Genomic DNA, 14669 nt, shown 5'->3' with positions numbered 1-14669 from the left:
GATCACTCGCCGCAACCAAGCGCCGTCATGACCTTGCGAACGCGGCCGATGGCACCGTCGGGATCGCGCAGCAGACCTGCCTGGTCGGCAAGACGGAAAACATCCGCGAGATAGGCGGGCGGGCGCATGCCATGATGGCCGCCGAGCATGAAGAAGTGATCCTGAAAGCCGTTCAGATAGGCGAGGAACACGACGCCGGTCTTGTAGTACTGCGTCGGCGCCCGGAAGATGTGACGCGACAGCGGAACCGTCGGCGCAAGCAGCGCATGGAACGTATCGAGGTCATCGCCGGCGAGCGCGTCGAGTGCCTGCGACGCGGCCGGCGCAATCGCATCGAAGATGCCGAGCAGCGCATGCGAATAACCGGCGGCGTCGCCCGCTATCAGGTCCGGATAGTTGAAATCGTCGCCGGTGTACATCTTCACCGTGTGCGGCAGCCGACGGCGGAACGCAATTTCCTTGGCGTCGTCGAGCAGGGATATCTTGATGCCGTCGACACGATCGACGCTGTCGCCGATCACGTCGAGACACACTTGCGCGGCGCGCTCATAAGCCGCTTCGCCCCAGTAACCCGCCAGTTCGGGATCGAACATCTCGCCGAGCCAGTGCAGGATCACCGGCCGATCGCACATTGCCAGGACTTCACGATAGACCCGCCGATAGTCATCCGGCGAGCGCGCGACCCGCGCAAGCGCCCGGCTTGCCATCAGGATGACGCGTCCGCCCACGCGCTGCACGGCTTCGAGTTGTTCGGCGTAGGCGCGGATCACCTGATCGCAGTTCGTGATCGATGACAGCGCGACGTGATCCGTGCCGCAGCCCGACGCAATCAATGCGCCGGGAATATCGCGCGTGCCTTCGATGGTGCGCGTGATGAGTTCCAGCGCGCTATGCCACGGAAGACCCATGCCGCGTTGCGCGGTGTCCATCGCCTCGGCGATGCCGAGACCTTGCCTGAGCAGATAGCGCCGATATTCGAGCGTGCGCTCCCAGTCGATGGCGGGCGGCGCGCCGAGTTCAGCGGCGCGCAGCGGATCGGCCACGACGTGCGCGGCCGAATAGGTGATGCGGTTGAACGCGCGAGCGGGCGTTCGCACATCGAGCGGCGTGCCTTGCAGGCGATAACTTTCCATCGTGCCGAGGGTAGTCGGCAGCTTGAGCGTTGAGGTCATGTGCATGTCAGTATTTGTTGACGAGTAAGCCGCCATCGACGCGGATCGCCTGTCCTACGCTATAGGGCAAGCCACCGGTCGCGAGCGTGCGCACGGCGGTCGCGACTTCCAGTGGCGTGCCCCAGCGCCTGATGGCGGTGAGACCTTGCTCCATCTGCGCGTCATAGCGCGCGCGGGAAGGCGCGGTCATCTCGGTCTCGATCAGACCGGGCTGCACTTCATAGACGCCGATGCCGTGCTCCGCGAGACGCAGCGAAAACAGCGTCGTGGCCATCGATGACCCCGCCTTCGACACGCAATACTCGCTGCGCAATGGCGAAGCGGCGACCGCATTCGACGAGGTGATCGTGATGACGCTCGGATGTGCCGCCACGCTCTTGCGCGTACGCGACAGAAAGTGCCGCGCGAACGCCTGCGTCAGAAAGAAGGTCCCGCGCGTATTGATCGCGATACAGCGGTCGAAGCTCTCGGGCGTCACGTCGAGCAGATCGCCGCGCGACATTACCGACACGCCCGCGTTATTCACGAGGCAATCGATCGGACCGCCGAGACGCGTTTCGACATCGAGCAGCGTGGCGTGATGCGAGGCGATATCGGCGAGATCGGAGACGACGGCGATCGCCCGCGCGCCGGTCCGTGCGACTTCGGCGGCGGCCTGATCGAGTTCATCGGAGGCCACGGCGTCGGTGAGCGCGACATCGAATCCCGCGCGGCCGAGTTCGATTGCAATCGCCCGCCCGATGCCGCGCCGGCTGCCCGTGACGAGCGCAACGGGGCGCGCGCTCATAACGATGCTCCGTTGGCGATCAGATCGCGCGCGATGATCGTGCGCTGAATCTGGTTCGTGCCTTCGTAGATCTGCGTGATCTTCGCATCGCGATAGAGGCGTTCCACTTCATAGCCGCGAATGTAGCCACTGCCGCCGAAGATCTGCACGGCATTCGCGCTGTGCTTGACCGCTGTATCGCCCGCGAAGCATTTCGCCATCGAACATGCGATGCTCGCACGCTCACCGGCTTCGAGACGCGCGGCGGCATCGTGCACCAGCAGGCGCGCGGCCTGGATATCCTTCGCCATGTCGGCGAGCATCCACTGCACGCCCTGAAACTCGGCGATATGCGTGCCGAACTGCTTGCGGGTCTGCGCGTAGTCGAGCGCGGCTTCGAGACCCGCCTGCGCAATGCCGACCGCCAGCGCGGCAATGCCCACGCGGCCTTTGTCGAGCGCGCTCATCATCATGTGAAAGCCGCGGCCTTCCTGTCCGAGCAGCGCGTCTTCGGCAAGCTTCACGCGATCGAAATGAAGCTCCCCGACCTGCGACGCGCGCTGCCCCATCTTGTGCTCCTTCGGCCCCTTCGATACACCTGGCAAATGACAGTCGACGATGAAGATGCTCATGCCGCGCTTGCCCGCCGCCGGGTCGGTGCGCGCCAGCACGAAGGCGAGGTCCGCGACCGGCGCGTTATGAATCCACAGCTTCGCGCCGCTGAGTTCCCAGCCATCGGCCGTACGCGTGGCGGTGGTCCGGATGCCGGAGACGTCCGTCCCCGCGTCGGATTCGGTGATGCAGTAAGCCGGGCGCAGCTCCGCGCGCAGCAGCGATTCGAGATACCTTGCGCGCTGCGCATCGCTGCCGTGCACGCTCAGCAAGGTGCCGACGAGTTCGAGCAGGCCGCACTGGTCCGCCACCGACGCGTAACCGCGCGACAACTCCTCCATCACGAGCGCATACGCCGTGACATCCATCCCGGCGCCGCCGAATGCCTCCGGCACGGTGATGCCGAATAGCCCGAGCTCGCCCATCTGCTTGTAGATCTCCGCCGGAAAGCGCTCTTCGCGATCCAGTTCCTCGGCCAGGGGCCGGATGACTTCCTGCGCAAAACGCCGCGTGGTGTCGCGGATTTGCTCGTGTGTTTCCGAGAGTCTCATGCTGTCTCCATGCCATTCGTCAGACCAGATATTTGCGGCAGGACTTGTCTTGAAGGTATACCCGCAGACCGTCGAAATACCGCTTGAATTCAGAGGTTTCGTGTGCCAACATTCGCAACAAGTAACCATCTGGTGGGTTATTTAAGACCAACGAATGGCCGCTGTCAATGGCTTTCGCGGCGGATTCTCAAAGGAGCTTTCAGTGAACAAGTGGATGGACGCTGCCGCTGCGGTCGGGCAGATTTTCGATGGCGCGACGATCGCGCTCGCGGGTTCCGGCGGCGGGCTGCTCGAAGCGGACGCCGTGCTCGCGCAGCTCGAACGGCGCTTTCTCGAAACCGGGCATCCGCGCGACCTGACCATCGTCCACGCGCTCGGTATCGGCGACGCCAAGGGCAGCGGGCTGGGCCGGTTCGCGCATGCGGGCATGGTCAGGCGCGTGATCGGCGGCCACTGGAGCTGGGCGCCCGCGATGCAGAAGCTCGCCCGCGAGAATGCGTTCGAGGCGTACAGCTTTCCGGCGGGCGTCATCTCCACGCTGCTGCGCGAGATCGGCGCGGGCCGGCCGGGACTCGTCACGCATGTGGGACTGCGAACCTTTGTCGATCCGCGTATCGATGGCGGCAAGATCAACGAACGCGCCAGCGAAGACCTGGTGGAGCTGATCGAACTCGACGGCCGTGAGTACCTGCGCTACAAGCCGTTCAAGGTCGATTTCGCGATCGTGCGCGGCTCATCCGCCGATGAAAGCGGCAATGTCACCCTGCGACGCGAACCGGCCGACCTCGATGTCTACGCCGCCGCGCTGGCCGCGCACAACAGCGCGGGCCGCGTCATCGTGCAGGTGAAGGAGCGCGAGCCTGACGGCTATGTGCCGGCGCGCCTCGTACGCATTCCGGGCATTCTCGTCGATACGCTCGTCGAGACACCCGGGCAGGTGCAATGCGTGGTGTCGGACTACGATCCGGCGCTGAGCGGCGAAGCGCAGTGCGCCATCGGCGACGGGTTCTACGAAGCGCCGACGGGCATCCGCCGCATCATCGCGGCGCGCGCCGCGCTCGAACTGCATGAGGGACAGTCGGCGAATTTCGGTTTCGGCATTCCGGGCGGCATTCCGGCGTTGCTTGCGGAGCAGGGGCGCATGGGCACGTTCTGGGGATCGGTGGAGCAGGGCATCCACAACGGCGCCATGCTCGATGGCCCCATGTTCGGCACGGCGCGCAATGCACACGCGATCCTGTCGAGCGTCGACCAGTTCGATTTCTACAGCGGCGGCGGCGTCGATGTTTCCTTCCTCGGCATGGGCGAGATGGATGGCGCGGGCAATATCAACGTGTCGAAGCTCGGTTCGACGGTGGTCGGGCCGGGCGGTTTCATCGACATCACGCAGGGCGCGCGCAAGATCGTTTTCTGCGGCAGTTTCGAGGCGAAGGGGCTGGCAGTCGAACAGGTAGGGACGCGTTTGAACATCGTGTCGCCGGGCAGCGTGCCGAAGCTCGTCGAACGCGTGCAGCACATCACGTTCAGCGGCGAGCAGGCGTTGCGCAGCGCTCAGGAAGTGCTTTACGTGACCGAGCGCGCGGTGTTTCGACTCGAAGCCGAAGGCGTGCGTCTGATCGAGGTTGCGGATGGCGTCGATATCGAGCGTGACGTGCTCGCGCGCATGGCGTTCCGTCCGCTCGTCGATGAAGCGTTGTTCGCGCGGATGTCGGCATCGCAAGAGAAGGTGGCGTGAGATGACGCCACTGCGCGCGCAAGCTTCACGGCCGTACGAGCCGCAGGATGGTCTCGATGTTGAAGTCGAGGCGGCTCTTGAGCGCCGCCTTGTCCATGAAGTCGATGTCGAAGATCACACCGCTCGTGAAGCGGTTCGTGAGGTAGTAATAGCCGATCGCGGCCATGGTGATGTGCAGTTGCCGCGCATCGACGCCGCTACGGAACACGCCTGCTGCGACGCCGCGGTCGAGGATGCGCTGGAGCATCGAAATGAAACCCTGATGCAGTTCCTTGAAGCGCGCGGACTTCTTGACATGCCGCGCACGATGCAGGTTCTCGCTGTTCACGAGCGTCATGAATTCGGGGTTCTTCAGGTAGTAGTTCCAGGTGTGCGTGGTGAGCGCGACGATCGCGTCCTCGGGGGAGAGATGGTCGAGATCGAGCTTCTGCTCGGCAAAGCGGATGTCGGCGTAGACGTCTTCGAGGACCGCGACGAACAGTTCCTCCTTGCTGCCGAAGTAGTGATAGATCATCCGCTTGTTGGCCTTCGCGCGTGTCGCGATGGCTTCGACTCGCGCGCCCGCCATGCCGAGCTTGGCGAATTCCTTTTTCGCGGCTTCGAGGATGCGGGCCTTCGTCACCTCCGGGTCCCGTTGTCTGGGCTGACGCGTGACGTCGGCCTCGGCGGTCTTGGATGCGCGTTTCTGCGTGGTGGTGGCGAGGGTCATGTGCGTCGTCGAAAGAAAAATTGGAATGCCGGCAGGCGATCAGGATGTTAGCGACTATAAACCAAAAATCGGCTTGTACGGAAGTAACCGGATGGTGCAGAATGCGTTCCGTTGACGCGGGGCGGCGTGGATGTCGAACGCACCATGAGAATGTTGAATGGAGACGGATATGAGTGACCTGAGCAAACTCGCAGCCTCGCTGCATCTTCCCGACGAACCGTTGCGCACGCCGATGTTCATCGACGGAAAAGACCATACGGGTTCATCCGCCGAATGGGTGACGCGCAAGAGTCCGGGGCACGGCGTGGGCGTCACGGCTACGCTGCGCGCGTCAGCCGGCGATCTCGACGCAGCGGTGGCCGCCGCCCGCCGCGCGTTCGACGACGGCCGCTGGTCACGGCTTTCCGGCGAACAGCGCGCGACGGTCCTGCTGAAAGCGGCGCGCCTGATCCGCGACAACGTGGAGACGCTGGCGTATCTGGAAACGCTCGAAAGCGGCAAGCCGATCGGCCAGTCGCGCGGCGAAGTCACGGCGGCCGCGGGCATCTGGGAATACGCGGCGGGGCTTGCGCGCGTGGTGCATGGCGATTCGCACGACACGCTCGGCCCCGACATGCTCGGGCTGGTGCTGCGGCAGCCGGTGGGTGTCGTGGGCATCGTCACGCCATGGAATTTTCCGTTCTTCATTCTTTCCGAACGTCTGCCGTTCGCGCTCGCCGCGGGATGCACGGTGGTCGTGAAGCCTGCCGAGCTGACCTCGACCACGACACTCAAACTCGCCGCGCTCCTCACCGAAGCCGGTCTGCCCGATGGGGTGGTGAACGTGGTCACGGGTCTCGGTTCGGTGGTCGGCCAGGCGCTCGCCGAGCACATGGACGTCGACATGATCTCGTTCACCGGTTCGACGCAAGTGGGCCGCGCGGTGCTCGCAGCGGCGGGCGGCAACATGAAGAAGGTCGGGCTCGAACTCGGCGGCAAGAATCCGCAGATCGTCTTCGCCGATGCCGATCTCGACGACGCCGCCGACGCCATCGCGTTCGGCATCGCGTTCAATGCGGGTCAGTGCTGCGTGTCGGGTAGCCGGCTCGTCGTGCACCGGTCGGTGGAAGCCGAACTCGTCGAGCGTATCCGCGCGGTGCTCGCCCGCGTGCGCACGGGCGATCCGCTCGATGCGTCCAATCATGTCGGGGCGATCGTCGAGGCGCGTCAGTTCGACAAGATTCGCGGCTTCATCGATGCGGGCACGCGGGACGGCGCGCAACTCGTATGCGGCGGCGACACGAGGAGCGAAGGCGAACGCTTCTTCATCCAGCCGACGGTGTTTCGCAACGTGCAGCCCGGCAGCGCGCTCGCGCAGGACGAGATTTTCGGGCCGGTTCTGTCGGTCATGCCCTTCGACAGCTTCGATGAAGCCATCGGACTCGCGAACGGCGTGCCGTACGGTCTCGCCGCAAGCATCTGGACGCGCGATCTGCAAGGCGCGTTCAAGAGCTTGCGCGACGTGCAGGCGGGCCGCATCTGGGTCAATTGCACGATCACCGGCGGTCCGGAAATGCCCATCGGCGGATTCAAGCAATCGGGCATCGGTCGCGAGACGGGGCGCTATGGCGTCGAGGAATACACGGAAATCAAGTCCGTACATGTCCAGCTCGGCAAGCGGCCGCGCTGGATCGCGTAGGGCACGTTCCGGAGAGAGCGACGCGCAAAGGCCACGCGCGACTCGTGGCAAACAAGGAATCGGAGACAGCAATGTATGACTATGTGATCGTGGGCGGTGGCGCGGCGGGCTGTGCACTGGCGGCGCGTCTGAGCGAAGACGCAAGCAGCCGTGTGCTACTGCTCGAAGCGGGTCCCGCTGATACCGACCCCTACATCCATATGCCGGTCGGCTTCTTCAAGATGACCGGCGGCCCGCTGACCTGGGGTTATCGCACGGTGGCGGCGGCGGAAACGCAACGGCGCGAGATTCCGTTCGCGCAGGGGCGTGTGCTCGGCGGCGGCGGTTCCATCAACGCGATGGTCTATACGCGCGGTCAGCCCGCCGACTACGACGGCTGGGAACGCGAAGGCTGCACTGGCTGGGGCTTTCGCGACGGCGTGCTGCCCTATCTGCGCCGCATGGAAGACAATGAGCGCCTGTGCAACGAATATCACGGCGTTGGCGGACCGCTCGGTGTGTCCGATCTGATCAGCGTCAACGAACTGACCAAGGCTTTCGTGCTCGCCGGTCAGGAAGCGGGCCTGCCGTACAACAGCGATTTCAACGGCGCACAGCAGGAAGGCGTCGGCGTGTATCAGGTCACGCAACGCGGCGGACGGCGCTGCAGCGCGGCGGTCGGTTATTTGCAACAGGCGCGCTCGCGCAGCAATCTCACCGTGAAGACGAACTGTCTCGTAGCGCGCATCGTGATCGAGAACGGGCGCGCGGTGGGCGTCGAATATGCCGATCAGAACGCGCGCTCGAATGTGATCGTGGCGCGCGCCGAGCGCGAAGTGATCGTGACGGCCGGCGCGATCGGCTCGCCGAAGATACTGATGCTCTCGGGCATCGGGCGCGCAGCGGATCTCGAGCGTGCGGGCATCAAACCCTTGCACGCGCTCGATGGCGTCGGCGCGAATCTGCAGGATCACTTCGACATCGATATCGTGTACGAGCTCAACGGCCCGTACAGTCTCGACAAGTACGCGAAGAAGCACATGATGCTGCTCGCCGGCCTCGAATACAAAATGTTCAACAAGGGACCGGTGACGTCGAACATCGCGGAAGGCGGCGCGTTCTGGTACTCCGGCAGCGATGTGCCGACGCCTGATCTGCAGTTCCACTTCCTGCCCGGCGCCGGCGTGGAAGCGGGCGTGCCGCCGGTGCCTTCCGGTTCGGGCTGCACGCTTAACTCGTACTTCCTGCGCCCGAGAAGCCGCGGCAGCGTGACGCTCAACAGCGCCGATCCCGCCGACGCGCCGGTCATCGATCCCGCCTACATTCGTGATCCTTACGATCTCAAGGTGGCGGTCGAAGGCATCCGTCAGAGCCGCGAAATCATGAGCCAGAAGGCGTTCAGCAAGTACATCAGGAGCGAGCACTTTCCGGGCGGCACGGTGCGCACGCAGGCGCAATACGAGGAATACGCGAAGCAGTACGGGCGCACGGGCTATCACCCGGTCGGCACCTGCAAGATGGGGATCGACGAGATGTCGGTGGTCGATCCGCAATTGCGCGTGCATGGCATCGAAGGCTTGCGGGTGGCGGATTCATCGGTGATGCCGCGCATCGTCAGCTCCAACACGAATGCGCCGACGCTGATGATCGCGGAGAAGGCCTCCGACCTGATTCGCGGACTGGTCGCGGCGCCGATGCCGGTGACGGGTCAACTGGCGGCGCACGCTGGCCGCTCGATGCGCGACGCCAGCGCGACCGTGGCGTAGGCGCCCGAAGGGTCCGGCTTCACCGGATCCTTCAGGCGGTAAATAACTATCCGTATATTTATTTCGTTGGTAGGAGACATCATGTCGAATCAAGATCAACGCGCGGTCTTTTCGCGCCGGGATTTCATGAAGCTCGGCGCCGGTGCGGCGTTCGCGGCGGCCGGCGGCGGCCTCTCGTGCCTGTCGCTCGGCGCGGACAAGACGACGCTGGCCTGTTCGTTTCGCTCGCTGACCAATCCGTACCACGCCGCGTTCAACAAGGGCGCGCAGAGCTTTGCCGCGAGCGTGGGTCTGCCTTATGTGCCGCTCACGACCGAAGGCAGTTCCGAGAAAGGCATCGCGGATATTCGCGCGCTGCTGCAACGAACCAACGGCAATCTCGTGCTCAACGTCGATCCCAACGATTCCGCCGATGCGCGCGTGATCGTCGAAGCCTGCTCGAAGGCGGGCGCGTTCGTGACGACGATCTGGAACAAGCCGAAAGATCTGCATCCGTGGGACCACAACCCGAATTACGTTGCGCATCTTTCCTACGATGGCGTCGCCTACGGCGAGGAAGCCGCGACGCAACTCTTCAAGGCGATGGGTGGCAAGGGCGGCGTCGTCGCGCTCGGCGGCATCTTCAGCAATGTCCCCGCGATCGAGCGCAAGGCGGGTCTCGATGCCGCGCTCAAGAAGTTTCCCGACATCCAGTTGCTCGACTTCCAGGTCGCCGACTGGAACTCGCAGAAGGCGTTCCCGATCATGCAGGCCTGGATGACGCGCTTCAACGCGAAGATCAAGGGCGTATGGGCCGCGAACGACGACATGGCGCTCGGCGCGATCGAGGCGTTGCGCGCGGAAGGGCTGGCCGGCCAGATGCCGGTGACAGGCATGGACGGCACGCCGCCCGGGCTCGCTGCGATCAAGGCGGGCGAGCTGATCGCATCGGTCGACTGGGACCCGTACTGGCTCGGCGGCATCGGCCTGTCGATGGGCCTGCAAGCGAAGGACAAGAAGATCGACGTGGCGGCCCTGCCGAAGGATCGGCGCGAATCCTATTGCAAGGCCACGTTCGTGACCAAGGCGAACGTGCAGGACGTGATCAAGCGTGCCGCCGCACCCGGCGGTGACTGGAACAACCTCTATGCCCGCGTTTCGGGTCCGGTGGTGTATCGATGAACAAGCTGACCGTAGCGCCCACCCGGCAGGCCGTACGCATAACAACAACCGGGACTCCGAAGGTATCGACGCGCGCCTTGCTGCGACGATTCGCACCCGTTCTGGTGCTGGTGGCGCTCGGTCTTTGCATCGGCGCGCTGAACCACGACTTCTTCGATCCGATGAACCTGTCGCGCATCGCGGTAGGCGCGGCGATTCCGTTGACGATCGCACTGGGCGCCGCGTTCGTGATTCAGCTCGGCAGCATCGATCTGTCCGCGGAAGGCATCGTCGCCGTGGCGGCGATTGCGGTGTCGATGCTCGTCGAGAACTCGTACAACGACAACCACTACGGGTTATGGGTGCTCGCCGTGGCGATCGCGGCGGGCGTGCTGCTGGGTTTCGCCAATGGCGCGCTGCATGTGTTCCTGCGGATTCCCTCGTTCATCACGACGCTGTCCATCGGCTTCGTGGCGACGGGCATCGGGACCGCGTGGCTGTCCGGGAACACGATCCGCGTCAGCGATCCGATGCTGCGCGCGATCTCGATCACGCGCTATTTCGGCCTGCCTCTGTCGGTGTGGATCGCGGTGCTGATGCTGGGAATCGCGTGGTTTGTTTATCAACACACGCTGCTCGGCCGCCATACGCTCGCAATCGGCGGCGGCGAGGACCTCGCGCGTCTGAGCGGCGTGCGCGTGTCGCGCGTGCGTATCGCGGTGTTCGCGCTGGCCGGTGCGTTCTATGGCGTCGCGGGCATTCTCGCGGTGGCGCAATACGGACAGGGCCACGCGCGCATCGCCGATGGGCAGTTGTTCGTCGCCATCACCGCGATCGTGGTCGGCGGAACGTCGCTCGCGGGCGGCAACGGCAGCCCGATGAACACGCTGATCGGCACGCTCATCGTCATCGTGCTCGGCAACGGCATGGTGCTGCTCGGCGTTCCGCCGTATGTGCAGCAGGGCATTCAGGGCGTGCTGATCATCGCGGCGGTGACGCTCGCGCTGAATCGCTCGCGCCGCCGCATCGTCAAGTAAGCGTGAGGAGATCAACATGCTGTCACTCAGGAATGTCACCAAGCGCTTTCCAGGCGTGCTCGCGCTGGACGACGTATCGATCGACGTGCGGCCCAATGAGATCGTCGGCCTGATCGGCGAGAACGGTGCGGGCAAGTCCACGTTGATGAAGCTGCTGACGGGTGCGTATCGCCAGGATGCGGGCGATATCACGCTCAACGGCAAGCCGCTTGCGATCCGCAATCCGCGCGATGCAACCTCCAAAGGCATCGCGATGGTGTATCAGGAGCAGTCGATCCTGCCGAACCTGACCGTTGCCGAGAACCTTTTCCTCGGCCGCGAGGAGGCGTTCGTCAGCTTCGGCCGCATGAACTGGAAGAAGCTCAAGCAGGCGGCGAGAAAGGAACTGGCGACCGTGCGTCTGGACATCGATCCGCTGACGCTCTGCGAAGACATGTCCTTCGGTCAGCGGCAGATGGTCGAACTCGCGCGTGCGCTGTCGCTCGCGAGCCGCACCGGCGGCACGCCGATCATCCTGCTCGACGAGCCGACCTCCGTGCTCGAAGCGGGCGAGATCGAGATTCTCTTCGGGCTGGTGCGTGAGCTGAGATCGCGCGCCTCGTTCGTGTTCGTCTCGCATCGGCTCGATGAATTGCTGTCGCTCTCCGATCGCGTGTATGTGATGAAGGATGGCAAGGTCGTGTCGGAGATGGCGTCGGGCACGGCGTCGGTGACGAAGCTGCATGAACTGATGGTGGGCCGCTCGCTGCATGGCGAGTACTACCGCGAAAACCTTCAGAAGCCGTGTCGAGAGGAAGTGGCGCTGTCGGTGCGTCACGCATCGCTCGGTCATGTGCTCGACGACGTGTCCTTCGATGTCCGCTGCGGCGAAGTCTTCGGCGTCGCGGGCGTGGTCGGGTCGGGGCGCGAGGAACTGTGCCGCGTCATCGCCGGACTCGAAAAGCTCGATCGCGGCGAAGTGCTGGTCGGCGCCACGCGTCTGAAGCCGCAGGCGAACCATGCCGTCGCGCTGGGTATCGGCTACGTGCCGCGCGAACGCAAGGTCGAAGGTCTCGTCACGCAGATGAGCGTCGCGCAGAACCTCACGCTGCCGCGTCTTGGCGCGGTCAGCCGTGGCGGCATCGTGAAGAAGGCGAGCGAGCGCGCGTTCGCCAACGAGTGGATTGAACGCCTGCACATCAAGACACCGGGCGCCGATGCTTCCTGCCGCAATCTCTCGGGCGGCAATCAGCAGAAGGTGGTGCTGGCGAAATGGCGCTTCGCGGGCAGCCGGATTCTCGTGCTCGATCATCCGACGCGCGGACTCGATGTCGGCGCGAAAGAAGAGGTCTATCAACTCATCCGCGAACTGACGGCGGAAGGCGTGGCGGTGGTGCTGACCGGCGACACGCTGGAAGAGATTCTCGGCCTCAGTCATCGCGTGATGGTGATGCGCGATGGCCGCGCCGAAAAGATCCTGCCGTGCGAAGTCGGCCATAAGCCTTCGCAGGTCGAAATCGTCGAACACATGGTCTGAGGTCAACATGCCACAACTGAACGCACCCCTCGCGGCAAAGTTGCGCGACAACGCGCCGTTTCTCGCACTCATCGTGCTCTATGTCCTGATCGAGATCGCGCAGCCGGGCTTTTTCGCGCCATCGACGCAACTCGGCCTGCTCGCCGATAGCTCGACCCTGTTCATCATGGCGGCGGGCACGACCTTCGTCGTTCTGCTCGGCAGCATCGATCTTTCGTTGCAGGCGGTGGCGTCGCTGTCGAGCGTGATCGTCGCGATGTTGCTGCCGCGCTATGGCGCGATGGCGGCGGTCGTTGCGCTTGCGGCATCGTTCGGCATCGGGCTGTTGAGCGGCGTGATCCAGACCGTGTTGCGCATTCCCTCGTTCATCGCGACGCTCGCGGTCGGCGGAATTGCATCGGCGGCGGCGCTGACGCTGTCCGGCACGCGCTCCATCGGCATCAGCGACGAGATGCGCAATGCGTCGCTCGGCTGGACGACGGGCACCTCGTTCGGCGTACCGCATGAAATCCTGCTCGGCGTTGCGGTGTTTCTGTTCTGCGTGTTCCTGCATCGCTCGACGGTGTTCGGCCGGCGTACCGATGCGATCGGCGCGGGCGAGCCGGCGGCGATCGCATCGGGCGTGCGCGTGTCGGTCACGAAGTGCCTCGTGTTCGGCACGTCGTCGTTCTTTGCCGGGCTCGCGGGCGTGGTGATGGCGGGGCGGCTGGGAAGCGGTTCGCCCACGCTCGCCGATCAATTCCTTTTGCCAGCCATTGCGGCCGTGATCGTCGGCGGCACGGCGCTGACGGGCGGCGCGGGTGGCATCGGCCGGACGCTGGTCGGTGCGCTGCTGGTGTCGGTGGCGCGCGTGGGGATGACCTTCGTCGGCATCAGCGTGTTCGCGCAGCAGATCGTGTTCGGGCTGATTCTGATCGTCGCTGTCACGGTGGCGTTCGATCGTTCGAAGGTGTTGATCATCAAGTGAGTATTGATTTCGTCGAGGGAAGGTTGGGTCATGAAAATTCTGGTGCCGGTGAAAAGAGTGGTGGATTACAACGTGAAGGTCCGAGTGAAATCGGATAACACGGGTGTCGATATCGCCAACGTGAAGATGTCGATGAACCCGTTCGACGAAATCGCCGTGGAAGAGGCGGTGCGTCTGAGGGAAGCAGGTGTTGCGACGGAAGTGATCGCCGTATCGTGCGGCGTGACGCAGTGTCAGGAGACGTTGCGCACGGCGCTGGCCATCGGCGCGGATCGCGCGATTCTCGTCGAATCCGCCGATGAACTGCAGCCGCTGGCGGTGGCGAAGATCCTGAAGGCGCTCGTCGATCAGGAGAAGCCGGAACTGGTCATCCTCGGCAAGCAAGCCATCGACGACGATTCGAATCAGACCGGTCAGATGCTCGCGGCGCTGGCGGGCTTGCCGCAAGCGACGTTCGCATCGAAGGTCGTGGTCGCGGATGGCAAGGCAACCGTTTCGCGTGAAGTCGACGGCGGAGCGGAAACGCTGTCGCTGAAGCTGCCCGCAGTCGTGACGACGGACCTGCGCCTGAACGAGCCGCGCTATGTGACGCTGCCGAACATCATGAAGGCGAAGAAGAAGCCTTTGACGACGGTGAAGCCCGCCGATCTGGGTGTCGATGTCGCGCCGCGTCTGAAGACGCTGAAAGTGGTCGAGCCGCCTAAGCGCAGCGCGGGCATCACGGTGCCGGACGTGAAGACGCTGGTCGAGAAGCTCAAGACCGAAGCCAAGGTGCTTTGATCGCCACACACGCGGAGACAACATGACGATTCTGGTAATTGCGGAACACGACAACGCGTCGATCAAGGCATCGACGCTGAACACGGTGGCAGCGGCCGCGAAGATCGGCGGCGATGTGCATGTGCTGGTTGCAGGTTCGAACGCGCAAGGCGCGGCGGATGCGGCAGCGAAGATCGCGGGCGTCAGCAAAGTGCTGCTCGCCGATGCGCCCCAACTCGCCGAAGGCCTCGCGGAAAACATCGATGCGACGGTGCTGAACAT

Annotated in this window: 13 protein-coding genes; 9 read left to right on the top strand and 4 right to left on the bottom strand. The window is 64.2% G+C overall.

The annotated features are described in order from the left end of the window. Positions 1-2 precede the first annotated feature (2 nt). Genes AWB80_RS35885 through AWB80_RS35875 form a run of 3 tightly spaced genes read right to left on the bottom strand, consistent with a single transcriptional unit; the run spans position 3 to position 3101 of the window. Positions 3-1172 carry a dihydrodipicolinate synthase family protein gene (locus tag AWB80_RS35885; protein WP_061179418.1) on the bottom strand — a complete coding sequence of 390 codons (1170 nt, stop codon included), beginning with the start codon at positions 1170-1172 and terminating at the stop codon, positions 3-5. A 7-nt stretch (positions 1173-1179) separates the two neighbouring features. Further along, on the bottom strand, positions 1180-1959 hold the full coding sequence (locus AWB80_RS35880) for a 3-ketoacyl-ACP reductase (RefSeq protein WP_061179382.1): 780 nt from the start codon (positions 1957-1959) through the stop codon (positions 1180-1182). Next, positions 1956-3101, bottom strand: coding sequence for an acyl-CoA dehydrogenase family protein (locus tag AWB80_RS35875; RefSeq protein ID WP_061179381.1), 1146 nt, complete (start codon positions 3099-3101; stop codon positions 1956-1958). Before AWB80_RS35875 ends, AWB80_RS35880 begins: the two co-directional genes overlap by 4 nt. A gap of 214 nt (positions 3102-3315) precedes the next feature. On the opposite strand from AWB80_RS35875, the gene AWB80_RS35870 reads away from it, so the two are divergent. Continuing rightward, positions 3316-4836 (top strand): acyl CoA:acetate/3-ketoacid CoA transferase, encoded by a 1521-nt coding sequence (locus AWB80_RS35870; RefSeq protein ID WP_061179416.1) that lies wholly within the window; start codon positions 3316-3318, stop codon positions 4834-4836. Positions 4837-4861: 25 nt separating this feature from the next. On the opposite strand, the gene AWB80_RS35865 is transcribed toward AWB80_RS35870, so the two are convergent. Further along, complete coding sequence (locus AWB80_RS35865; protein WP_061179380.1) at positions 4862-5545, bottom strand: TetR/AcrR family transcriptional regulator; 684 nt, start codon at positions 5543-5545, stop codon at positions 4862-4864. A gap of 169 nt (positions 5546-5714) precedes the next feature. Here AWB80_RS35865 and AWB80_RS35860 point away from each other — a divergent pair, with 169 nt between their 5' ends. The 8 genes from AWB80_RS35860 to AWB80_RS35825 all read left to right on the top strand — a co-directional run. Beyond that, positions 5715-7223: an aldehyde dehydrogenase family protein gene (locus AWB80_RS35860; protein ID WP_087131862.1), complete on the top strand. Its 1509-nt coding sequence runs from the start codon at positions 5715-5717 to the stop codon at positions 7221-7223. Between the two features lie 71 nt (positions 7224-7294). Next, positions 7295-8968, top strand: a complete 1674-nt coding sequence (locus tag AWB80_RS35855; RefSeq protein WP_061179379.1) for a GMC family oxidoreductase — start codon at positions 7295-7297, stop codon at positions 8966-8968. Between the two features lie 81 nt (positions 8969-9049). Further along, positions 9050-10129, top strand: a complete 1080-nt coding sequence (locus AWB80_RS35850) for a sugar ABC transporter substrate-binding protein (protein ID WP_061179378.1) — start codon at positions 9050-9052, stop codon at positions 10127-10129. Next, positions 10126-11145 carry an ABC transporter permease gene (locus tag AWB80_RS35845; RefSeq protein ID WP_087131856.1) on the top strand — a complete coding sequence of 340 codons (1020 nt, stop codon included), beginning with the start codon at positions 10126-10128 and terminating at the stop codon, positions 11143-11145. The genes AWB80_RS35850 and AWB80_RS35845 overlap by 4 nt, the downstream gene beginning before the upstream one ends. A gap of 16 nt (positions 11146-11161) precedes the next feature. Further along, complete coding sequence (locus AWB80_RS35840; protein WP_061179377.1) at positions 11162-12661, top strand: sugar ABC transporter ATP-binding protein; 1500 nt, start codon at positions 11162-11164, stop codon at positions 12659-12661. A gap of 7 nt (positions 12662-12668) precedes the next feature. Beyond that, the gene (locus AWB80_RS35835) at positions 12669-13628 is read left to right on the top strand and encodes an ABC transporter permease (RefSeq protein WP_061179376.1); all 960 of its coding nucleotides are present in this window, start codon (positions 12669-12671) and stop codon (positions 13626-13628) included. A 30-nt stretch (positions 13629-13658) separates the two neighbouring features. Then, entirely contained in the window at positions 13659-14408 is a 750-nt protein-coding gene (locus AWB80_RS35830; protein WP_061179375.1) for an electron transfer flavoprotein subunit beta/FixA family protein, read from the top strand. Positions 14409-14430: 22 nt separating this feature from the next. Then, a partial coding sequence (locus tag AWB80_RS35825) for an adenine nucleotide alpha hydrolase family protein (RefSeq protein ID WP_482764100.1) occupies positions 14431-14669 on the top strand: 239 nt, incomplete at its 3' end.

It is taken from the genome of Caballeronia pedi, from assembly GCF_001544915.2.
Taxonomy (GTDB): domain Bacteria; phylum Pseudomonadota; class Gammaproteobacteria; order Burkholderiales; family Burkholderiaceae; genus Caballeronia; species Caballeronia pedi.
This window is presented reverse-complemented; position numbering and strand designations above follow the sequence as displayed.